This is a genomic window from Blastococcus saxobsidens, assembly GCF_002938435.1.
In the GTDB taxonomy this organism is placed as follows: Bacteria; Actinomycetota; Actinomycetes; order Mycobacteriales; family Geodermatophilaceae; genus Blastococcus; species Blastococcus saxobsidens.
In genome coordinates this window covers 17,687-38,627 of record NZ_POQT01000001.1, presented here as the reverse complement: position 1 = coordinate 38,627, position 20,941 = coordinate 17,687, and the positions used below count along the sequence as shown (strand labels likewise).

General features: G+C 73.3%; 18 protein-coding genes and 1 riboswitch. Of the genes, 5 read left to right on the top strand and 13 right to left on the bottom strand.

Annotated elements, in window-relative coordinates; genetic code table 11:
- Positions 1-25: 25 nt before the first annotated feature.
- Positions 26-100, top strand: a riboswitch (cyclic di-GMP riboswitch).
- Positions 101-114: 14 nt separating this feature from the next.
- Genes C5507_RS00180 through C5507_RS00170 form a run of 3 tightly spaced genes read left to right on the top strand, consistent with a single transcriptional unit; the run spans position 115 to position 2,141 of the window.
- Entirely contained in the window at positions 115-729 is a 615-nt protein-coding gene (locus C5507_RS00180) for a hypothetical protein (RefSeq protein WP_104526531.1), read from the top strand.
- A gap of 60 nt (positions 730-789) precedes the next feature.
- Positions 790-1,368 (top strand): RNA polymerase sigma factor, encoded by a 579-nt coding sequence (locus tag C5507_RS00175; RefSeq protein WP_104526530.1) that lies wholly within the window; start codon positions 790-792, stop codon positions 1,366-1,368.
- Positions 1,365-2,141, top strand: coding sequence for a hypothetical protein (locus C5507_RS00170; protein ID WP_104526529.1), 777 nt, complete (start codon positions 1,365-1,367; stop codon positions 2,139-2,141). Before C5507_RS00175 ends, C5507_RS00170 begins: the two co-directional genes overlap by 4 nt.
- Before the next feature lie 24 nt (positions 2,142-2,165).
- Here the strand turns inward: C5507_RS00170 and C5507_RS00165 are convergent, their stop codons facing one another.
- Together C5507_RS00165 and C5507_RS00160 are read right to left on the bottom strand one after the other, a co-directional pair.
- On the bottom strand, positions 2,166-3,215 hold the full coding sequence (locus C5507_RS00165; RefSeq protein ID WP_211295498.1) for an aspartate-semialdehyde dehydrogenase: 1,050 nt from the start codon (positions 3,213-3,215) through the stop codon (positions 2,166-2,168).
- Complete coding sequence (locus C5507_RS00160) at positions 3,212-4,480, bottom strand: aspartate kinase (protein ID WP_104526528.1); 1,269 nt, start codon at positions 4,478-4,480, stop codon at positions 3,212-3,214. The genes C5507_RS00165 and C5507_RS00160 overlap by 4 nt, the downstream gene beginning before the upstream one ends.
- 75 nt (positions 4,481-4,555) lie before the next feature.
- On the opposite strand from C5507_RS00160, the gene C5507_RS00155 reads away from it, so the two are divergent.
- Positions 4,556-6,151, top strand: coding sequence for a phospholipase D family protein (locus tag C5507_RS00155; protein WP_104526527.1), 1,596 nt, complete (start codon positions 4,556-4,558; stop codon positions 6,149-6,151).
- Positions 6,152-6,195: 44 nt separating this feature from the next.
- Here C5507_RS00155 and fdhA read toward each other — a convergent pair whose 3' ends face one another.
- Both fdhA and C5507_RS00145 read right to left on the bottom strand, forming a co-directional pair.
- Positions 6,196-7,410, bottom strand: coding sequence for a formaldehyde dehydrogenase, glutathione-independent (fdhA, locus tag C5507_RS00150; protein ID WP_104526526.1), 1,215 nt, complete (start codon positions 7,408-7,410; stop codon positions 6,196-6,198).
- A gap of 151 nt (positions 7,411-7,561) precedes the next feature.
- A complete protein-coding gene (locus C5507_RS00145; RefSeq protein WP_104526525.1) occupies positions 7,562-8,332 on the bottom strand; it encodes an MIP/aquaporin family protein in 771 nt (256 codons plus the stop codon).
- A 383-nt stretch (positions 8,333-8,715) separates the two neighbouring features.
- Here C5507_RS00145 and leuA point away from each other — a divergent pair, with 383 nt between their 5' ends.
- The gene (gene leuA, locus C5507_RS00140) at positions 8,716-10,449 is read left to right on the top strand and encodes a 2-isopropylmalate synthase (protein ID WP_104526524.1); all 1,734 of its coding nucleotides are present in this window, start codon (positions 8,716-8,718) and stop codon (positions 10,447-10,449) included.
- Between the two features lie 27 nt (positions 10,450-10,476).
- Here leuA and mnhG read toward each other — a convergent pair whose 3' ends face one another.
- The 9 genes from mnhG to C5507_RS00095 all read right to left on the bottom strand — a co-directional run bounded on the left by mnhG (position 10,477) and on the right by C5507_RS00095 (position 20,937).
- The gene (mnhG, locus tag C5507_RS00135; RefSeq protein WP_104526523.1) at positions 10,477-10,920 is read right to left on the bottom strand and encodes a monovalent cation/H(+) antiporter subunit G; all 444 of its coding nucleotides are present in this window, start codon (positions 10,918-10,920) and stop codon (positions 10,477-10,479) included.
- Positions 10,917-11,258 (bottom strand): monovalent cation/H+ antiporter complex subunit F, encoded by a 342-nt coding sequence (locus C5507_RS00130; RefSeq protein ID WP_104526522.1) that lies wholly within the window; start codon positions 11,256-11,258, stop codon positions 10,917-10,919. The genes mnhG and C5507_RS00130 overlap by 4 nt, the downstream gene beginning before the upstream one ends.
- Positions 11,255-11,833 (bottom strand): Na+/H+ antiporter subunit E, encoded by a 579-nt coding sequence (locus tag C5507_RS00125; RefSeq protein ID WP_104526521.1) that lies wholly within the window; start codon positions 11,831-11,833, stop codon positions 11,255-11,257. Before C5507_RS00125 ends, C5507_RS00130 begins: the two co-directional genes overlap by 4 nt.
- Positions 11,830-13,569 (bottom strand): Na+/H+ antiporter subunit D, encoded by a 1,740-nt coding sequence (locus C5507_RS00120; protein ID WP_207225901.1) that lies wholly within the window; start codon positions 13,567-13,569, stop codon positions 11,830-11,832. The genes C5507_RS00125 and C5507_RS00120 overlap by 4 nt, the downstream gene beginning before the upstream one ends.
- Positions 13,566-14,093, bottom strand: coding sequence for a Na(+)/H(+) antiporter subunit C (locus tag C5507_RS00115; protein ID WP_104526520.1), 528 nt, complete (start codon positions 14,091-14,093; stop codon positions 13,566-13,568). The genes C5507_RS00120 and C5507_RS00115 overlap by 4 nt, the downstream gene beginning before the upstream one ends.
- Complete coding sequence (locus C5507_RS00110) at positions 14,090-16,975, bottom strand: Na+/H+ antiporter subunit A (RefSeq protein WP_104526519.1); 2,886 nt, start codon at positions 16,973-16,975, stop codon at positions 14,090-14,092. Before C5507_RS00110 ends, C5507_RS00115 begins: the two co-directional genes overlap by 4 nt.
- A 198-nt stretch (positions 16,976-17,173) precedes the next feature.
- Positions 17,174-18,994, bottom strand: coding sequence for an ABC-F family ATP-binding cassette domain-containing protein (locus C5507_RS00105; RefSeq protein WP_104526706.1), 1,821 nt, complete (start codon positions 18,992-18,994; stop codon positions 17,174-17,176).
- Between the two features lie 54 nt (positions 18,995-19,048).
- Positions 19,049-20,341 carry an MFS transporter gene (locus C5507_RS00100; protein ID WP_158657452.1) on the bottom strand — a complete coding sequence of 431 codons (1,293 nt, stop codon included), beginning with the start codon at positions 20,339-20,341 and terminating at the stop codon, positions 19,049-19,051.
- Positions 20,338-20,937 (bottom strand): winged helix-turn-helix domain-containing protein, encoded by a 600-nt coding sequence (locus C5507_RS00095; RefSeq protein WP_104526517.1) that lies wholly within the window; start codon positions 20,935-20,937, stop codon positions 20,338-20,340. Before C5507_RS00095 ends, C5507_RS00100 begins: the two co-directional genes overlap by 4 nt.
- Positions 20,938-20,941 lie beyond the last annotated feature (4 nt).

The following is a 20,941-nucleotide window of genomic DNA, read 5'->3' as shown; positions in this document are numbered from 1 at the left end:
TCCGATCGATCACAGCAACGTCAACCCACGACAAGGGCGACCTGCCGGCAACGGCAGTCAGCAAAGCAACCGGCCCCTCAGGGGCATCGGGGCTACCGAACGGAAGGCACCACCATGCTGAACCTCCTCCCCCTCCTGCTGGCCAAGGCCGGCGCCGCCACCGTGACCGCCAAGGTCGCCGTCGCGGGGGTCGTCTCGGCCGCGGCAATCGGCACCGCCGGCGCCACCGGGGTGGTGCCCCTCGACGAGATCCTGCCGGGCGACGAGCCCGCCGTGGTGGTCGAGGACGACAGCCAGGTCGACTCGCTGCTGGACTCCGAGCTCTCCGCGGACGACGTCACCGAGGACGACAGCACCGGACCGGACGCGGACGGCGCCGCGGACGGGCTCTACGAGGCCCGGGAGAAGGCCGCGGACGAGGCCCAGGAGGCGCTCGAGGCTGCGGAGGAAGCCGCGGAGGAGGCCGCGGAGGAGGCCCGTGAGGCCGCCGAGGAGGCCGAGGAGGGTGCCCGCGAGGCCGCCGAGGAGGCCGCCGAGGCTCAGCGCGAGTCCGACGAGGAGGCCGCCGCGCAGCAGCGCACCTCCGACGAGGAGTCCGCCGAGGCCCAGCGCACCTCCGACGAGGAGGCCGTCGAGCAGCAGCGCACCTCCGACGAGGAGGCCGCCGCGCAGCAGCGCACCTCCGACGAGGAGTCCGCCGAGGCCCAGCGCATCTCCGACAACGGCTGACCACCACAGGGCGGGCGGACTGGCCTCCAGTCCGCCCGCCCTCGTGCCGATAGGACTCGCATGCCACCGACCGATCCCGCGGGGCTCGACGATGCCCTCGCGGCGGCCCAGGCCGGCCGGCCGGAAGCCCTGCGAGAGGTGTACGAGCAGCTGGCCCCTCGAGTGCACGGCTACCTGAGTGCCCGGGGCGCGAGCGAGCCCGATGACCTGACGAGCGAGGTGTTCCTGACCGTGTTCTCCAAGCTGGCCACCGTGACCGGCGGCGCCGCAGGTCTGCGCACCCTCGTCTTCTCCGTGGCCCATGCGCGCCTCGTCGACGACCTCCGCCGGCAGTCCCGCCGAGGGAACGCCGTCTCCTACGAGGACTGGCAGGACGACCGGACGGCGCCCTCTCCCGAGGACGAGGCCGTCGACCGGATCCGCACCGCCGAGATCCGCGCCCTGCTCGACGAGCTGCCGGCGGACCAGCGGGACGTCCTGCTCCTGCGGGTGGTCGCCGACCTGAGCGTCGAGCAGACCGCCGCGGCCGTGGGCCGCAGCGCAGGCGCCGTCAAGCAGCTCCAGCGCCGTGCCCTGCTGGCGCTGCGCGCGCAGATCCACGACGGCTTCTCCTTCGGCCTGGCACCGGTGACCCCGTGACCGGCCGAAATGCACGCACCGTCCTCGACGGCGCGGCCGCCGACCCGGACCTGCACCGGGCCGTCGCCCTCATCGCGACGCTGGCCGACGGACCGGCTCCACCGCCGAGCGCGGCCCTCGCTGATCTGCTCGCCCGGGGCTTCGAGCCGACCGTGGTGCCGTTCCGGCGTCCGGCCGGGCAGCGACGGCGCTGGGCGGCACGCACCGGCGCCGGCCTGGTCGCGGCCGCGGCCTCCGTCGTCGTGGCCGGGACGGCGGCGGCACTCCCGGCGCCGGTGCAGGCCGTGGTCGCCGACCTGGTCAGCGCACTGACGCCGTTCGAGCTGCCGCGGCCCACACCCGACGTGGCTCCGCGGAAGGACGAGCGGGAGACGGCCGATGAGGCCTCGCCGTCAGAGAAGGCCGGCTCGTCGGCCCCTCCGTCGCCATCAGCCACGCAGAGCGGCGGCGGCCCGGCGACCCGGACGACCGGGGCCCCGCGCGACACCGAGCCCGAGCACGACGCCGACGACTCGTCGGTGCCGGAGCGTTCGCAGCGCGAGGGTCAGCGTTCTGCCGAGGCCGCCGAGCAGCAGCGCAGCTCCGACGAGGAGGCCGCCGCGCAGCAGCGCAGCTCCGACGAGGAGGCCGCCGCGCAGCAGCGCACCTCGGACGAGGAGGCCGCCGCGCAGCAGCGCACCTCCGACGAGGAGGCCGCCGCGCAGCAGCGCACCTCCGACGAGGAGGCCGCCGCTCAGCAGCGCGAGTCCGACCAGGCATCAGCCGGGAGCTGAGGCCACGGTCGCCGTGCGCGCTCCTCAGCGGGAGGCGGCGATCAGCTCCGCGATCTGGACGGTGTTGAGGGCGGCACCCTTGCGCAGGTTGTCGTTGCTGACGAACAGCGCGAGCCCACGGCCGCCGTCGACGCCGGGGTCCTGGCGGATCCGGCCGACGTAGCTGGGGTCACGACCGGCGGCCTGCAGCGGGTTGGGCACGTCGGACAGCTCCACGCCGGGCGCGGTCGACAGCAGCTCGGTCGCCCGCTCGACGCTCAGCGGCCGCTCGAACTCGACGTTCAGCGACAGCGAGTGCCCGGTGAACACCGGCACCCGGACGCAGGTCCCCGAGACCCGCAGGTCGGGGATGCCGAGGATCTTGCGGCTCTCGTTGCGGAGCTTCTGCTCCTCGTCGGTCTCGAAGGAACCGTCGTCCACGACGGAGCCCGCCATCGGCAGCACGTTGAACGCGATCGGCGCCACGTACTTCGCCGGGGCGGGGAACTGGACCGCGGACCCGTCGTAGGCCAGCTCGTCGGCCTTGTCGACGACGGCCTTGACCTGGCCGTGCAGCTCCTGCACGCCGGCGATGCCCGAGCCCGAGACCGCCTGGTAGGTGCTGGCGACGATGCGGACGAGACCCGCCTCGTCGTGCAGCGGCTTGAGCACCGGCATCGCGGCCATGGTGGTGCAGTTCGGGTTGGCGATGATCCGCCCCGCGGCCTGCGCGATGTCCTGGGGGTTGACCTCGCTGCAGACCAGCGGGATCTCCGGGTCGCGCCGGAAGGCCGAGCTGTTGTCGATCACGACGACGCCGGCCGCGGCGTACCGCGGGGCCTGCGCCCGGGACGTGGTGGCGCCGGCGGAGAACAGCGCCACGTCCAGCCCGGTGGGGTCGGCGGTGGCGGCGTCCTCGACGGTGATCTCGCCGTCGCCCCAGGGCAGCGTGGTGCCGGCCGAGCGTGCCGAGGCGAAGAAGCGGATCGAGGCGATCGGCAGGTCGCGCTCGGCCAGGATCGAGCGCATGGCCGCGCCGACCTGGCCGGTCGCGCCGACGATGCCGATGTGCAGGGGGCGCATGTCCGCGCTCATCGTCCGGTCCCTCCGTAGACGACCGCCTGGGCCTCGTCGGTGCCCAGGTCGAAGGCGTCGTGCACCGCGCGGACGGCGATGTCGACGTCGGTGTCGCGGCAGACCACGGAGATGCGGATCTCCGAGGTGCTGATCAGTTCCAGGTTGACCCCCGCATCGGCAAGCGCGCCGAAGAACTTGGCGGACACACCGGGGTGCGAGCGCATGCCCGCGCCCACCAGCGACACCTTGCCGATGTGCTGGTCGAACTCCACGTCCGCGTAGCCGACCGTGTGCTTGACCTTCTCCAGGGCGGCGATGGCGGTGGGGCCGTCGCTCTTGGGCAGCGTGAAGGAGATGTCGGCGAGCTTGCTGGCCCCGGCCGACACGTTCTGCACGATCATGTCGATGTTGACCTCGGCGTCGGCGAGCACGCGGAACAGCTGCGCCGCCTCACCGGGCCGGTCCGGGACGCCGAAGACGGTGATCTTGCCCTCGGAGCGGTCGTGCGCGACGCCCGTGATGATCGCCTGTTCCACCGGGAGGTCCTCCATCGAGCCGGCCACGATCGTGCCGGAGAGCTGTGAGTAGGAGCTGCGGACGTGCACGGGGATGCCGTAGCGGCGGGCGTACTCGACGCAGCGCAGCATGAGCACCTTGGCCCCGGAGGCGGCGAGCTCGAGCATCTCCTCGTAGGTGATGGTCTCGAGCCGCTTGGCGTTCGGGACGATGCGCGGGTCGGCGGTGAAGACGCCGTCGACGTCGGTGTAGATCTCGCAGACGTCGGCGTCCAGCGCCGCCGCCACGGCGACGGCGGTGGTGTCCGAGCCGCCGCGGCCGAGCGTGGTGATGTCCTTGGTGTCCTGGCTGACGCCCTGGAACCCGGCGACGATCACGATCGAGCCCTCGTCGAGCGCCGAGCGCAGCCGGCCGGGGGTGACGTCGATGATCCGCGCCTTGCCGTGGCTGCCGGTGGTGATGACACCGGCCTGCGACCCGGTGAAGGAGCGGGCCTCGTAACCATGGGTGGAGATGGCGATGGCCAGCAGCGCCATGGAGATCCGCTCGCCGGCGGTGAGCAGCATGTCGAGCTCACGACCGGGCGGGTCCGCGGTGATCTGGCTGGCCTGGTCGAGCAGCTCGTCGGTCGTGTCGCCCATGGCGGAGACGACGACGACGACGTCGTCGCCGTTCTTCTTGGCGGCGACGATCCGCTCGGCGACGCGCAACATGTGCGTGGGCGAGGCGACGGAGGAACCGCCGTACTTCTGGACGACGAGGGCCACGGCTCATGAGGCTACCGAGGTGGCGCGCGGTACCGGCGGTTGCGTCCTCCGGTTCCCGCAGGATGAGATCACCCGGTGGACGACCAGAGCGACTGGCTGCTGACCGAGGAGGAGCGCGGCAACCCCGGCACCCCCATCCCCTCCTGGACCGGAGGCAACCTGGTCCGGCCGCTGGTCCACGGGGTCGCCTACTTCGAGCGGCTGGTCGAGGAGGTGGAGCGGCTGGGTCCGGGCGACCGCGTCTGGTTCACCGACTGGCGCGGTGATCCCGACGAGCGGTTGCGTCCCGACGGCCCCACGGTCGACCAGCTCTTCAGCGCGGCGGCGCACCGCGGCGTGGACATCCGCGGCCTGGTGTGGCGATCGCACACCGACGCGCTGTCCTACAGCAAGGAGGAGAACCGGGCCCTCGACCGGGAGATCGAGGAGGACGGGGGCCGGGTGGTCCTCGACCAGCGCGTGCGCCGCGTGGGCAGCCACCACCAGAAGATCGTCCTCATCCGCTGCCCCGCCGACCCCTCACGCGACGTCGCGTTCGCCGGCGGCATCGACCTGTGCCACAGCCGGCGCGACGACGCCGACCACCGCGGTGACCCGCAGGCGGTGGACATGGCGTCGGCCTACGGGCCGACGCCTCCGTGGCACGACGTCCAGGCCGAGATCCGCGGGCCGGCCGTCGCCGTCCTCGACACCGCGTTCCGGGAACGGTGGGACGACCCGACGAGCCCGGTCCAGGGCAATCCGGTGGCCTACGTCGTCGACCGGTTCCGCCGCGCCCGCCTCGATCCGTCGCCGTTGCCGCCGGAGCTCCCCCCACCCCCACCCTGCGGGCCGCACCTGGTGCAGACGCTGCGGACCTACCCCAGGATCCGGCCGCGCTACGACTTCGCCCCGGAGGGCGAGCGCTCCATCGCCCGGGGGTACAGCAAGGCGGTCAAGAAGGCCCGCCGGCTGATCTACCTCGAGGACCAGTACCTGTGGTCCGCCGAGGTCGCCCAATTGTTCGCCGACGCGCTGACCGCCAACCCGGAGCTGCACCTGGTCGTCGTGGTGCCGCGCATCCCCGACCAGGAGGGGGCCTTCAACGCGACACCCCAGTACGTCGGCCGCCGCCAGGCCATCGATCTCTGCGTCCGGGCCGGCGGCGAGGACCGGGTGCACGTCTTCGACGTGGAGAACCGCGCGGGGACGCCGGTCTACGTGCACTCCAAGGTCTGCGTGGTCGACGACGTCTGGGCCAGCATCGGCAGCGACAACTTCAACCGCCGCTCCTGGACGCACGACAGCGAGCTGTCCACCGCTGTCGTCGACACCACCCGTGACCCCCGCGAGCCGCGGGACCCGGCCGGCACCGGCGACTGCGCGCGCACGTTCGCCCGCGACCTGCGCCTGGAGCTGGCCCGCGAGCACCTGGACCTGCCGCAGGACGGGAGCGCGGACGACCTGCTGCTCGATCCCGAGCACTTCGTCGCATCCCTCGAGGCACGTGCGGCCGCACTGGACGAATGGCACGAGGCCGGCCGGCGCGGCCCCCGTCCACCGGGCCGGCTGCGACCGCACCGCCCCGAGAAGCTGTCCTGGCTGACCCGCCTCTGGGCGACGCCGGTGTACCGGCTGCTGGTGGACCCCGACGGGCGCCCGCTGGGGATGCGGTTCAGAAGGCAGTTCTGACCCGCTGACGGGGCGACGGGCCTAGGCCCGCCGCCCCACCGCGCTCAGGCGACCATGCCGTGCGGGTCGAGGACGTACTTCTTCGCTGCACCGCTGTCGAAGTCCGCGTAACCCTCAGGAGCCTTGTCCAACGGGACGACCGTCGCGTTGACCGCCTTCGCGATCTGCACCCTGTCGTGCAGGATCGCCATCATCAGGCCGCGGTTGTACCTCATCACCGGGCACTGGCCGGTGGTGAAGGACAGCGACTTGGCCCAGCCGGTGCCCAGGCTCAGTGACAGTGCCCCGATCTTCGCCGCCTCGTCGATGCCACCCGGGTCCCCGGTGACGTACAGGCCCGGGATGCCGATCGCACCGCCGGCCGCGGTGACCTCCATCAGCGAGTTGAGCACGGTCGCCGGCGCCTCCGTCGCCGACCCTTCCCCGTGCCCACGCGCCTCGAAGCCGACCGCGTCGACCGCGCAGTCCACCTCGGGGACACCGAGGATCTGCTCGATCTGGTCCTTGGGATCACCTCGGGAGACGTCGACGGTCTCGCACCCGATGCTCCGGGCCTGCGCCAGCCGGGACTCGACCAGGTCCGCGACGATGACGACGGCGGCGCCGAGCAGCTGGGCGCCGACGGCGGCGGCGATGCCGACAGGTCCGGCACCGGCGATGTACACCGTGGAGCCGGGCTTCACCCCGGCCGTGACACAACCGTGGAACCCGGTCGGGAAGATGTCCGACAGCATGGTGAGGTCGCGGATCTTCTCCATCGCCTGGTCCCGGTCGGGGAACCTGAGCAGGTTCCAGTCGGCGTACGGGACCATCACGTAGTCCGCCTGGCCGCCGACCCAGCCGCCCATGTCCACGTACCCGTAGGCGGCCCCCGGCCTCGCCGGGTTCACGTTGAGGCAGATGCCGGTCTTGCCCTCCTTGCAGTTGCGGCAGCGCCCGCAGGCGATGTTGAACGGCACCGAGACGAGGTCGCCCTCCTTGATGAACTCCACGTCGCGACCGCACTCGATGACCTCGCCGGTGATCTCGTGCCCGAGGACGAGGTTCTCCGGAGCCGTCGTCCGACCGCGGACCATGTGCTGGTCGCTACCGCAGATGTTGCTGGTGACCACCTTGAGGATGACCCCGTGCTCGGTCTTGCGCCCGACGTTCGCGGGGTTCACCCCGGGGCCGTCCTGGAGCTCGAGCTTCGGATAGGGGATGTCCTGCACCTCGACCTTGCCGGGCCCGATGTAGGCGACGCCTCTGTTGCCTGCCATGTGTCCGTTTCCCTCCATGAGACTGGGTGCGCGACGGGCCCGGGGCCCGATCCGCGCCGTGCAACGCTTCTGACCACACCGCCGGGTGCGGTGTCCGACTCACCTCCTCCGGCCGGGCCGTCCCAGGTCGTGCGGCTGGTCTGCTTGTGGGTCAACCGCGGGAGCCGGTGACCTCCCCCTGGGTCCCCTGGACCTCGGGCTCCTCGGGCTCGGCCGCGCCCGGGCGGGCCAGGACCTCGTAGAGCACCGCGGCGGCCAGCGCCCCCAGCAGGGAGCCGACGACATAGGCGGGGAACTGGGTCCAGGCGACGTCGCCGCCGAAGATCGCGGCCACGGCGTTGGGACCCAGGGCCCGGGCCGGGTTGACGGCGGCGCCGGTGAGGGGCGCGAAGACCAGGACGAGGCCGGTGACGGAGAGGCCGATGAGCCAGCCGGCCCACCCACCCGGCGCCCGGCGGTCGACGGCCAGCGCCATGATCGTGAGCATGAGGAGGAAGGTGGCCAGCGCCTCGGCGAGGATCGCCTGCCCGTACCCCACGCCGTCACCGAACGCGACGCCGCCGATGTTCCCGAGGTCGACCGCTCCGGTGCCGAAGGCACCCACGAGCAGGAGCGCGCCCACCAGCGCGCCCAGGAGCTGGGCCACCACGTAGGGGCCCACGTCGGTCCAGGGGAAGCGACGGGTCACGGCGAGGACGACGGTCACCGCCGGGTTGATGTGGGCCCCGGACGTGCTGCCGAAGGCGTAGATGACCAACGCGACCACCAGCCCGAAGGAGAGCGCGATCATCCCGAGGCCCGCGTAGTCGAGCTCTCCGCCGCCGACGGTCAGAGCCGCCACGACCGACCCCGGACCGAACACCACGAGCAGTGCCGTACCGACCAGTTCCGCGGCACAACGCCGCCCCAGCGAGCCCGACATGACGCCCCCCTCTGGACGCTCATCCCGCATGTATGGTGCGCGTCACACTCTGGCGCGCCGTCCCCTCGCGCGCAACGCGAGAGAGCCGCCGGCTGCCGGGGGCGCGCCATCGGGATGTCGTCTGCAGGCGCCCGCGGGGATGCACGGAGGACTGCGGCGGCACGCCGCCGTTCCACACCGCCGACCGCCCGTGTCGCTGCGACGTGGGCCGAGCCGCTGCTACCGTGGACGACGTGCGCGGCAGCCTCCTGCTTACCCGCCGCGGCGAGGCCCTCTCCTAGGTCGGCTCCCTCGCCGCGGGGTTCAGGCGTCCCCGGCGTCCGCTGACCGTCCCCGGAGCTGTGCGCACTCCGCGCACGGCAGCCCGCACCAGGAGCCTCCTCATGAGCGACACCCACCCGCACGCCCGCCATCCCCAGCAGCCGTCGGGGATGCCGGTCCACCGCTACGCGCCCTTCACGCCGGTCGCGCTGCCCGACCGCACCTGGCCGGAGACGGTCACCACGAAGGCCCCGCGCTGGTGCGCCGTCGACCTCCGCGACGGCAACCAGGCGCTGATCGACCCCATGACGCCCGACCGCAAGCGGCGGATGTTCGACCTGCTGGTCCGGATGGGCTACAAGGAGATCGAGGTCGGCTTCCCCGCGGCGAGCCAGACCGACTACGACTTCGTCCGGCAGTTGATCGAGGGCGACCTGGTACCCGACGACGTCACGATCCAGGTGCTCACCCAGGCCCGTGACGAGCTGATCGAGCGCACCTTCGAGTCCCTGCGCGGCGCCGAGCAGGCGATCGTGCACCTCTACAACTCCACCAGCACGTTGCAGCGCCGGGTCGTCTTCGCCTCCGACCGCGCCGGCATCGTCGACATCGCCGTCCACGGCGCCCAGGTGGTGCGCAAGCTCGCCGAGCAGATGGGCGACACCGACATCCGGTTCGAGTACTCCCCCGAGTCCTTCACCGGCACCGAGCTCGACTTCGCCGTCGAGGTCTGCAACGCCGTCACCGACGTCTGGGAGCCCACCCCCGACCGGCCGACGATCCTCAACCTGCCGGCGACCGTCGAGATGGCCGAGCCGACCGTCTACGCCGACCAGATCGAGTGGATGCACCGCAACCTGGCCCGGCGCGACTCGGTGGTGCTGAGCCTGCACCCGCACAACGACCGCGGCACCGCCGTCGCCGCCGCCGAGCTGGGCTACCGGGCCGGCGCCGACCGCATCGAGGGCTGCCTGTTCGGCAACGGCGAGCGCACCGGCAACGTCGACCTCGTCACCCTCGGCCTGAACCTGTTCAGCCAGGGCATCGACCCGGAGATCGACTTCTCCGACATCGACGAGATCCGCCGCACCGTCGAGTACTGCAACCAGCTCGGCGTGCACGAGCGGCACCCCTACGGCGGCGACCTGGTCTACACCGCCTTCTCCGGCTCCCACCAGGACGCGATCAACAAGGGCTTCAAGGCCCTCGAGGCCGACGCCGCGCAGGCGGGTGTCCCCGTCGAGCAGCAGGCCTGGGCCGTGCCGTACCTGCCGATCGACCCCAAGGACGTCGGCCGCAGCTACGAGGCCGTCATCCGGGTGAACAGCCAGTCCGGCAAGGGCGGCGTCGCCTACATCATGAAGACCGAGAACCACCTCGACCTGCCCCGCCGGCTGCAGATCGAGTTCAGCGCGGTCATCCAGCGGCACACCGACGACGAGGGCGGCGAGGTCACCGCCGAGCAGATGTGGACCGCCTTCAGCAGCGAGTACCTGCCCGACCCCGACGCACCCTGGGGCCGTTTCGCGCTGACCGGCCACCGGCACACCGCCCACGGCGACCAGCTCGACGAGATGGTCGTCGAGCTGGTCGACGACGGCGTGCCGGTCACGGTCGAGGGGCGCGGCAACGGCCCCATCGCGGCGTTCGTCGACGCCCTGTCGACCGTCGACGTCGACGTGCGGGTGCTCGACTACGCCGAGCACGCGATGTCCGCCGGTGGCGACGCGCGCGCCGCCGCCTACGTGGAGTGCGCTGTCGGCGAGCGGGTGCTGTGGGGCGTCGGGATCGACCCGAACATCGTCACCGCCTCGCTGCGCGCCGTCGTCTCGGCGGTCAACCGCGCCCAGCGCTGATCCGCAGGCGGGACGGGGCGCGCGAGCTCAGCGCGCCCCGTCCCGCCGCCGGCTCTCCTCCAGGGCCGTGCCGGGCTGCTCCGGAGGCGCGTCCGCCGGCTCGTCGCCCTGGTAGACGCGGTCGCGCACGGCGCCGCCGGTGGTCAGCTCGTCGACCAGCATCCGGTCGCGACGCACGTGCCGACGGCGGTAGGCCACCCGGCTGATCATGTGCGCGCTCACCGGCGCGGTGAGCAGCTGGAACGCGGCGACCAGCAGCAGCATCCAGGTGGCCGACCACCCCTGCAGCCGGATGGCCGCGCCCACCATGACCAGCAGCACGCCGAGCACCTGCGGCTTGGTCCCGGCGTGCATCCGGGTGAGCACGTCGGGGAAGCGCAGCAGCCCGAGCCCCGCGGTGAGGCACAGGAACGCGCCCAGGAGCAGCAGGACCACGGCCACGACGTCCCGTGCCATCTCCAGCTCGTTCACCGGCTTTCCTCCGTGGCCCGGGCCGACTGCTCCTCGGCCGCCACCGGCAGTCCGACGTCCGACCCGTCGTCGGCGGACGAGATGAGCATGCCGCCGACGTAGCGGGCCACCGACACCGATCCGACGAAGGCGAGCAGCGAGACCACGACCAGGACCGGGACGACGGTCGGGTCCCGCTCCAGCCCTGCGTGGACGGCGAGCCCCGCGGCGATGATGACCAGGAGCGTGTCGGTCGCCACGACCCGGTCCAGCAGCGAAGGACCCATGCCCAGCCGGATGAGGGCCAGCAGCGCCCCGATCCCGAGCAGGCCGTAGGCGATCCAGTAGACGACGGTCACCGCGCATCCCTTCCCGTCCCCGCCTCGGCCCCGCCGAGCGCCGCGACCGCCTCCGGGGAGCCGAACGCGCGCACCACCCGCTCCTCCTGGGCCAGCACCGCGGTCCGCTGCGCCTCGACGTCGGCGTCGTCGCGCACGTGCAGGACGTGCAGCGCGAGCGTGCGCCGCTCGCGGTCGAGGTCGATCACCATCGACCCGGGCACGAGCGTCAGCGACTCGGTCAGGACGGTGAGCAGCAGATCGGAGTCGGTGCGCAGCTGCACGGTGATGATCGCGCTCCGGTCGATGCCGCGCGGGCGGATCGTCTGCCAGGCCACCAGGGCACCGGATCGGATCAGGTCGACCAGGAAGTAGCCGAGGAAGAACAACGTCGGCAGGGGGCGCACCCGGGAGCCCCCGACCACCGGCGGCAGCGGGAGCAGCCAGGTCACCGCGAGCGCCACGGCGACGCCGCCGAGCAGGTTCGCCCACGACCACGTGCCCCACAGCAGGTTCCAGACCAGCACCAGCCAGACCAGCAGCGGGATCTGGTGGCGGACCCGGTGACCGGACTCGGGGGTGGACTCGTCGCTCACGGCACCTCCTCCCCGCCGAAGACGGCCGAGACGTAGGGGGTGCGGTCCCGGAGGTCCGCGGCGGCCCGCTCGGCGATGCCGTACAGGGGGCCGGCCACCAGGGTGAGACCGACGGTCACGACCACCATCGCGGCGGTCGAGGCGACCATCACCCGCGGCAGCGGGCGCAGCGGCCGCTCGCGGCCGTCGTCCTCACCGAGGCCGTCGGTGACCGGCGTGGTCGCCGTCGCCACCGCGGTGTGCCGTTCCCAGGCCGCGCGGCGCGCCTCGGCGCGGGTACCGGCACCCCGACCGGCAGCTTCCTTCTCGTCCGCGGGCTGCTCCTCGTCCGCCGGGTCCGGCAACGGACCGGGGGCCAGGTCGGGGCCGGCGTCGGCCGCGGCGGCGTCGAACGTGTCGGCCTCCGGGGCCTGCGCCGGAGGGCGCCAGAAGGCACGGCTCCACACCCGCGAGATCGCCAGCAGCGTCAGGAGGCTCGTCACCGCACCTCCGGCGACGAGGACCAGCGGCAGCCAGCCGCCGTCGGCGATCCCCGCCTCCAGCAGGCCGAGCTTGCCGATGAAGCCGGAGAACGGCGGGATGCCGGCCAGGTTCATCGCCGGGACGAAGTAGAGGATCGCGAGCAGCGGGGAGGCCGTCGCGAGGCCGCCGAGCCGGTCCACGCCCGTGGAGCCGCCCTGGCGCTCGACCAGCCCCGCGACGAGGAACAGCGTCGTCTGGATCGCGATGTGGTGGACGACGTAGAAGATCGCCCCGGCCAGGCCCGCCGTGGACGCCAGCGAGATGCCGAAGACCATGTAGCCGATGTGGCTGACCAGCGTGAACGACAGGATCCGGCGGATGTCGGTCTGCGCCACCGCCCCCAGGATGCCCACGACCATCGTGGCCAGCGCGGCCCACATGAGGACCTGGTCCAGCGCGCCACCGGGGAACAGCAGCGTCTGCGTGCGGATGATCGCGTAGACGCCGACCTTGGTCAGCAGGCCGGCGAACACGGCGGTGACCGGCGCCGGGGCGGTGGGATAGCTGTCCGGCAGCCAGGCCGACAGCGGGAAGACCGCCGCCTTGATCGAGAAGGCGATCAGCAGCATCGACTGCAGGAGCAGCTGCGTCCCCTCGGGCAGCTCCGCGAGCCGCCCGGCCAGCTGGGCCATGTTCACCGTGCCCGTGGCCGCGTAGACCAGGCCGATCGCGGCGAGGAAGAGGATGGAGCTGAGCAGGCTCACGATGATGTAGGTGATGCCGGCGCGGATGCGCGCTGCCGAGCCCCCCAGCGTCAGGAGCACGTAGCTGGCGGTCAGCAGGATCTCGAAGCCGACGTAGAGGTTGAACAGGTCACCGGCCAGGAAGGCGTTGGCCACGCCGGCGATCAGTACCAGGAACGTCGGGTGGAAGATCGAGATCGGCGTCTCCTCGTCACCGTCGGCGGCACCCTGGCCGACCGCGAAGACGAGGACCCCCAGCGCCACCGTCGCGGCGACCACCAGCATCAGCGCCGACAGCCGGTCGACCACCAGGACGACGCCCAGCGGCACCGGCCACCCGCCGACGGAGATCGCGTCGGCGCCGTCGGCGTCGGCGAGCACCAGCAGCACGACCGACACGGTGAGCACCGCGCTCAGCACGAGGACGCTCAGCGTGCGCTGGATGCGCGGGTGCCGGCCGCCGACCAGCAGCGCCGCCGCCGCCCCGAGCAGCGGCAGCAGCACCGGCAGCGGGGTGAGCACCCGGATCATCGCTTCCTCCGCTGGGTCGGCGGCAGGTCGACGTCGTCGGACGCGATGCCGGAGTACTGCCGGGCCAGGCTGCGCTCCACCTCGTTGTCGGCCGCGAAGGTGTCCGCGTGCATGGCGGGCCGGTCCTCCGGTGCAAGGTCGTCGGGGTCGATGTCGTCGGCGTCGGTGTCCGACCGCCGGGCGATGCGGCGGTCCTCCTCGTCGACCTCGATCACCTCCTGGCGGACCAGGCGCCAGGACCGGTAGATGATCGCGAGCACGAACGCCGCGATCCCGAACGTGATGACGATGGCGGTGAGGATCAGCGCCTGCGGCAGCGAGTCGCTCATCTCCTCGGGCTCGGCGTACCCCAGGATCGGCGCAAGACCCGACGGCCCGCCGGCCGACAGCAGCAGCAGGTTGGTCGCGTTGCCGAGCAGCAGGAAGCCCAGCAGCACGCGGGTGAGGCTGCGGTCCAGCAGCAGGTACACCCCGGCCGCGTAGAGGACACCGATGATCACCGGCAGGACGACGGTGGGGGTCATCGGAGGATCACCTCTCCGGGCTGGACGTCGATCGGGTCGTCCTCGTCGGCCTCGCGGTCCAGCTCAGCGCCGAGGCTGCGCAGGATGTCCAGCACCAGCCCGACGACGATCAGGAAGACGCCGATGTCGAAGAACAGCGAGGTGACGAGCTTGACGTCGCCGAGCACCGGCAGCGTGGTCTCCAGGATCGCCGTCTGCAGCACCTGCGCACCGAGCGTCAGCCCGACGACACCGGTCGCGCCGGCGAACAGCAGGCCGAGCCCGAGCAGGAGGCCGGGGTCGACCGGCGCGGCCTCGCCGAGCTCGTAGCGTCCGCCGGCGAGGTAGCGCAGCACGAGCGCCAAGCCCGCGACGAGGCCACCGGCGAACCCGCCCCCGGGCTCGTTGTGCCCGCTGAAGAGCAGGAAGACCGCGAACACCAGGATCGTGTGGAACAGGATCCTGGTGATGACCTCGAGGATCACCGAGCGCCGCTCGGGCGCGAGGGCCGCCGTGGCCGCCAGCCACTTCCCGCGGGGGGCCCGCCGGGAACTGCGCTCCTGCCGGGCCAGCTGCACGGGGTCCAGCCGGTCGACGGCGCCGGTCCGCCGCCGGAGGAACACCAGGCTCGCGACGCCGGTGGCGGCGACGACGAGCAGCGCCACCTCGCCGAGGGTGTCCCAGGCCCGGATGTCGACCAGGGTCACGTTGACCACGTTCTGCCCGCCGCCGAAGTCGTAGGCCGCGTCCGGGTGGGCCACGGACACCGGCGTCGCGGTGCGGGCGGTCAACGCCACGGCACCGGCGCCGGCCATCAGCGCCCCGACGGCGACGGCGATGACCCCGCGGCCGACGCGCTCCCGCGGGCGGTGCCGCTCGGTGATGTCCTTGGGCAGCTTGCGCAGCACCAGCACGAAGACGACCAGGGTCAGCGTCTCGACCAGGAACTGCGTGAGCGCCAGGTCGGGCGCGCCCTGGAGCGCGAACAGCACGGCGAGCCCGTACCCGGTGACGCCGACGACGAGGACGGCGGACAGCCGCTGCCGGATCCGCAGCGCGAGGAGCGCGGCGCCGACCACAACGACCCCGACCAGGGCCTGCACGGGTGTGTCCCAGGCGCGCCACTCCCCCGGCCACGGCGCACGGAACAGCAGCACCGCCCCGGGCAGGGCCAGCACGACGACGAGGATCGTGCCCAGGTAGGCCGGCAGCGAGCCGCGCTGCGTCGTCCCCGTGACGAGCACGGCGAGCCGGTCCAGCGCCTGCAGGGTGTTCCAGTAGCCCTCGTCGGCCGAGGCGCCGACGGCGAACCGGCGCTGCAGCCCGAAGACCGGGGCCCGCGCGAGGAACAGCAGCGCACCCCCGACGACGGTGACCGCCGAGAGCAGCAGGGCCGGCTGGAGGCCGTGCCAGAGCGCCAGCTTCTCCGCCTCGTCCGCCACCAGGGGCATCGTGTCGGCGTACTCCGCGACCAGCGGCTCCAGCAGCGGGCTGAACGGCCCGGCGAGGAGGCCGGTGAGCGCCAGCACGCCCGGCGCGGCCAAGAACAGGGCCGAGGGCGGGTGGATGAGCTCGGTGGGCTCGTCCGCCGGCAGGTCGGGCTTGCGCGCGAAGGCGCCCCAGACGAACCGCGCGGTGTAGCCGGCGGTGAGCACCGAGCCCAGCACCAGCCCGACGAGGACGACGACGGCGGCGGTGCGGTCGGGCAGGCCGCCGTCCCACAGCGCGGTGAACGCCGCCTCCTTGCCCACGAAACCCAGCAGCGGGGGCAGGCCGGCCATGGAGGCCGCGGCGAGCGTGCCGATCCCCGCCAGCACCGGCAGCCGCCGACCGAGCCCCGAGAGCCGGCGCAGGTCGCGGACGCCGGTGGCGTGGTCGACGACGCCGACGGTGAGGAACAGCGTGGACTTGAACAGCCCGTGCGCGAGCGTCATCGCCAGCCCGGCGGCGGCCAGCTCCCGGGTGCCGCCCCCGACCAGGACCATCAGGAAGCCCAGCTGGCTCACCGTGCCGAACGCCAGGAGCAGCTTCAGGTCGTTCTGGCGCAGCGCCCGGTAGCCGCCGGCCAGCATCGTGGCCAGCCCCAGCCCCAGCACCACCGGGCGCCAGCCCGGCACCTCGGCGAACCCGGGGGCCAGCCGGGCCACCAGGTAGATGCCGGCCTTGACCATGGCCGCGGCGTGCAGGTAGGCGCTGACCGGGGTGGGGGCCTCCATCGCGGCCGGGAGCCAGAAGTGGAACGGGACCATCGCCGACTTGGTGACCGCTCCGGCCAGGACGAGCATCGTGCCGGCGACGAGCAGCGGGCCGCTGCCCGGATCGGCGACGACCTCCGACAGCAGGTAGCTGCCGCTGGTCTCCCCCAGCATGATCAGCCCGATCAGCATCGCCAGCCCGCCGGCCGTGGTGAGGATCAGCGCCTGGCTGGCCGCGCGACGGGCCGTCAGCTTGGTCCCCGCCCCGCCGATGAGCAGGAACGAGAAGACGGTCGTGAGCTCCCAGAAGACGTAGAGGAGCAGCAGGTCGTCGGCGAGGACGAGGCCGAGCATGGAGCCGGCGAACGCGGTCAGGGAGCCGGCGAACCGGCCGGTCCCCTCGTCGTCGGGCTCGAAGTAGCGCGCGCAGTACAGCAGGACGAGCGCGCCGACCCCGGTGACCAGCAGCGCGAAGACGAGCGCCAGGGAATCCAGCCGCAGGGTGAGGGCGAGGTCCAGCGCCGGCACCCACGGCACCGTCTCGGTGACCTCACCGCCCCCGGTCACGCCCGTCAGCCGGGTCAGGACCCAGACGAACGAGGCCGCCGGCACGAGCGCCAGCGCGAGGAAGGCGTCCCGACCCCACCACCGCACGAGGACCGGCGCCAGGACGGCGGCCACCAGGTGGAGGAGCAGGAGTGCGAGCACAGGTCTCCGGGAGTCTCGATGGGCTCGGGGACGACCACAGACGTCCGGGGACGAGCGGCGGGCGCTTCCTGCAGATTACCTGGGACACCACCGACCGGCCCCCTCGCCGATGATCAGGGGACCTGATCGTCAGGCGTCCTCCCTCGCGGTCGACGGTGAGGGAGGACCCCGCACGGTGAGGGAGGACGAGCGGGCGGCCTACCCCTCGGCGGTCTCGGAGGCGACCAGCCACTCCTCCTCGACCTGCTCCTTCTCCGCCTGCACGGCGCGCAGCCGGGCGTCGAGCTCGGCCGCCTGCGCGTAGTCGGTGGCCGCGGCGGCGAGCTGCTCGTGCAGCTTCTTCTCGTCGGCGTCCAGCTTGAGCATCCGCCGCTCCAGCCGGCCGGCCTCCTTCCGCGCCGCCCGCGCCTCGGCGGCCGAGACCGCCGGCGCCGACGTCGAGGGAGCCCCGACGGGGCGCGGTCCCCCGCCGCCGGTCGCCGTCGTCAGGGGTGCACCGCCCGCGGCCCGCCGGCGCAGGTACTCGTCCACCCCGCCGGGCAGCTCGGCGAGCGTGCCGTCGCCCAGCAGCGCGACGACCTTGTCGCACACCCGGTCGACGAAGTACCTGTCGTGGCTGACCACCAGCACGGTGCCGGGGAAGCTGTCGAGCAGGTCCTCCAGCGCGGTGAGCGTGTCGATGTCCAGGTCGTTGGTCGGCTCGTCGAGCACCAGCACGTTCGGCTCGGCCATCAGCAACCGCAGCAGCTGCAGCCGCCGCCGCTCGCCACCGGAGAGGTCACCCACCGGCGTCCACTGCCGGTTGGCGGCGAACCCGAACCGCTCGGCCAGCGTGGACGCCGAGATCTCCTGGTTGCCGATCCGGGCGATGCGGGCGACGTCCTGCACCGCCTCCAGCACCCGGGCCCGCGGCGGCAGCTCCGTGACGTGCTGCGACAGGTAGGCCGGTGCCACGGTCTGGCCGACGACGACGGTGCCCGAGTCGGGCTTCGTCTCCCCCACCAGCAGCTTGAGCAGCGAGGTCTTGCCCGCGCCGTTGACCCCGACGATGCCGATCCGGTCGCCCGGGCCGACGTTCCAGGTCAGGTTCTCGAACAGCGTGCGGGGACCGTCCTCGGTGGGGACGGCGTAGTCGACGCCCTCGACGTCGTAGACGGTCTTGCCCAGGCGCCGGGCGGCGAAGCCCTTGAGCGCCATCGAGTCGCGGGCCGGCGGCTCGTCGGCGATCAGGGCCTGCGCGGCCTCGATGCGGAACTTCGGCTTGCTGGTGCGGGCCGGCGGGCCGCGGCGCAGCCAGGCCAGCTCCTTGCGGACCAGGTTCAGCCGCCGCTCCTCGGTGACCGAGGCGATCCGCGCCCGCTCGGCCCGGGCGAGGGTGTAGGCGGAGTAGCCGCCGTCGTAGGAGTGGACGTCGCCGTCGGCGACCTCCCACGTCGTCGTGCAGACCTCGTCGAGGAACCAGCGGTCGTGGGTGACGACGACCATGCCGCCGGCCCGCTGCTTCACGTACTCGGCGAGCCAGGCCACGCCCTCGACGTCGAGGTGGTTGGTGGGCTCGTCGAGGATCAGCAGGTCCAGCGGCCGGATGAGCTGCGCGGCCAGGGCCACCCGGCGGCGTTCGCCACCGGACATCGGGGCGACCGGGGCGTCGAGCCCCAGCCGGTCGAGCTCCAGCCCGGTCAGCACCGAGCGGACGGCCGGGTCGCCGGCCCACTCGTGCTCGGCGGCGAACATCGAGGAGGGGAGGACGACGTCGCGCACGGTCGTCCCGGCCGGCAGGGTGCCGGACTGGTCCAGCACCCCCATGGCGAGGTCGCCGCGGCGGGTGACCCGGCCGGAGTCGGGCTCGTCGGCGCCGGTGAGCAGCGACAGCAGCGTGCTCTTGCCCCCGCCGTTGCGGCCGACGACGCCGATCCGCTCGCCGGCGGCGACGCCGAGGGAGACGTCGTCGAGGATCACGGTCGTGCCGTGCGCCTTGTGCACCCGCTCGAGGTTGACCAGGTTCAGGGGTGCGCTCATCACCACCAGTATCCGCGCCGCCCGGCGGCGGCCACCCGCGGGGAGCTTCCGAGGTCAGACCACGTTCAGCTCGGTGCCGTCGGTTGTCACCGGTTCCGCCCGGACGGTGCGGGGCAGTCGGAGGCAGGCGAGCCCGCTGAGCAGGACCACCCCGGCGATGGCGAGGAAGGCGCCGTCCTGCCCGATCAGGCGCACCACGACCGGGACGGCGAGGTTGCCGAGGATCCCGCCGAGGGCCATCGACAGCGACATCGCGGAGACCGCCGTGGCCCGGTGTGCCGCGGTGACCCGGTCGTGCAGGACCGCGCTGGTCAGCGGCCAGGTGGCGCCGTGCGACACGTAGTACAGCGCGAACCCGACCGCGGCCACGACGAGCAGGTCGGGGCCGGAGAACAGCGCGAGCGCCGCGGCGCCGAGCAGCGCCAGCACGGCACAGGTGACGCGGGTCGAGCCGCCGAACACCCGGCGCATCGCCGGGGTGGCCATCGCGCCGACCGCGGCCGCCGCGAACGAGATCGCCAGCACCGTCCCGTAGACCGCGGCGCCGTCGTCCCGGCCGCCGGCGAGCTCGGCGAAGCGCAGCGGTCCCAGCAGCTCGCAGCCGACCAGCCCCACACCGCCGGCGGCGGTGATCAGCAGGACCAGCCGCAGCGGCCCGTCGGTGACCGACAGCCGCAACGCCCCGGCGACCGTCCCCGGCACCGTCCCGGCGCCGGCGGCCAGCGCCGTCCGGACGCTGCCCTCGCGGGGCGGCCGGTCCTCGGTGAGCAGGCGGAGCACGAAGCCCACGTAGAGCAGGTCGAGGACGGCGGCGACGGCGAACGGCAGGGCGAGCGCGGCGCCGGTGGACCCGCCGAGCAGGCCGGGGAGCAGGCCGCCCGCGACGGCACCGATCGCGAGCCCGCCACCGTCGGCCGCGGAGTGGCGGGCGAGCCCGGGGGCGACGTCGGCGCCCGGGTCGATGCGGTGGACGCTGTCGACGTACCAGGCCTCCAGCGGTCCGGAGTCGAGGGTGCGGCCCAGCCCCAGCGCGAGGACCGCCAGCACGAACCCGGGCAGGCTCGTCGCCACGGCGAACAGCACGCAGGAGGCGAGGTGCAGCGCCGCCCCGGCGAGCAGCACCGGGCGCCGGCCCAGGACGTCGGCCAGCCCGCCGGTGGGCAGCTCCAGGGCGACGACGACGACACCGTGCAGCGTGAACAGCAGGCCGATCTCGGCCAGCGACAGCCCGCGGGCCTGGGCGAGCAGGACGGTGACCGGGGTGGTCAGCCCGACCGGCAGCCAGCGCAGGGCGGTGAGGCCGACCAGCCGCCGGGTGGCCGAGCGGACGGTCTGCGGTGGGGTCACGCCGGCCACTCCTTCAGCGGGACCACGTCGACGAGGACGCTGACGAGGTCGGACCCCTCCGCGGGGCGGTCGGCGGGGTGCTCGGCGAGCCAGCGCATCAGCACGGTGCTCAGCTCGCGGGTCAGCGCCTTGGCCTGGTCCGGACGCAGCCGCAGCGCGTAGTCGCTCAGCGAGGCGGCCTCCGCCCACGCGGGGCCGAGCTCCGCCTCCTGCGCCTGCCACGCGGTGAGCACGCGGGCATGGCCGGCCAGCTGCTGCCGGCGCAGCTCGTCCTCGACCTCGGCGCCACCCTCCTGCGACAGGACGTCGGCGGCCTCCCAGCTGGTCATCCGGTGGCGGGCGCGCCACCACCGCTCACGGGCGGTCCCCTGGTCCTCGACCTCCTCCACGAAGCCGTACGCGGCCAGCTGGCGGAGGTGGTAGCTGGTCGACCCGCTGCTCTCGCCGACGCGGCGGCCGAGCCCGCTGGCGGTGGCCGGGCCGTGCAGGCGGAGCAGCCCGAGGAGGCGGTTGCGCAGCGGGTGCGCCAGCGCGCGCAGCGCCCGCACGTCGCTCACCTGGACCTGGGGTTCCAGGGCGTCGTCCCGCGTGGCCATGCCG

Bases quoted from the DNA above. Each gene is read 5' to 3' on its own strand.
- C5507_RS00180 (WP_104526531.1), top strand. From the start codon at position 115: ATGCTGAACCTCCTCCCCCTCCTGCTGGCCAAGGCCGGCGCCGCCACC.
- C5507_RS00175 (WP_104526530.1), top strand. From the start codon at position 790: ATGCCACCGACCGATCCCGCGGGGCTCGACGATGCCCTCGCGGCGGCC.
- C5507_RS00165 (WP_211295498.1), bottom strand. From the start codon at position 3,215: ATGAGCGCGGACATGCGCCCCCTGCACATCGGCATCGTCGGCGCGACC.
- fdhA (WP_104526526.1), bottom strand. From the start codon at position 7,410: ATGGCAGGCAACAGAGGCGTCGCCTACATCGGGCCCGGCAAGGTCGAG.
- C5507_RS00145 (WP_104526525.1), bottom strand. From the start codon at position 8,332: ATGTCGGGCTCGCTGGGGCGGCGTTGTGCCGCGGAACTGGTCGGTACG.
- leuA (WP_104526524.1), top strand. From the start codon at position 8,716: ATGAGCGACACCCACCCGCACGCCCGCCATCCCCAGCAGCCGTCGGGG.
- C5507_RS00120 (WP_207225901.1), bottom strand. From the start codon at position 13,569: ATGATCCGGGTGCTCACCCCGCTGCCGGTGCTGCTGCCGCTGCTCGGG.
- C5507_RS00115 (WP_104526520.1), bottom strand. From the start codon at position 14,093: ATGACCCCCACCGTCGTCCTGCCGGTGATCATCGGTGTCCTCTACGCG.
- C5507_RS00105 (WP_104526706.1), bottom strand. From the start codon at position 18,994: ATGAGCGCACCCCTGAACCTGGTCAACCTCGAGCGGGTGCACAAGGCG.
- C5507_RS00095 (WP_104526517.1), bottom strand. From the start codon at position 20,937: ATGGCCACGCGGGACGACGCCCTGGAACCCCAGGTCCAGGTGAGCGAC.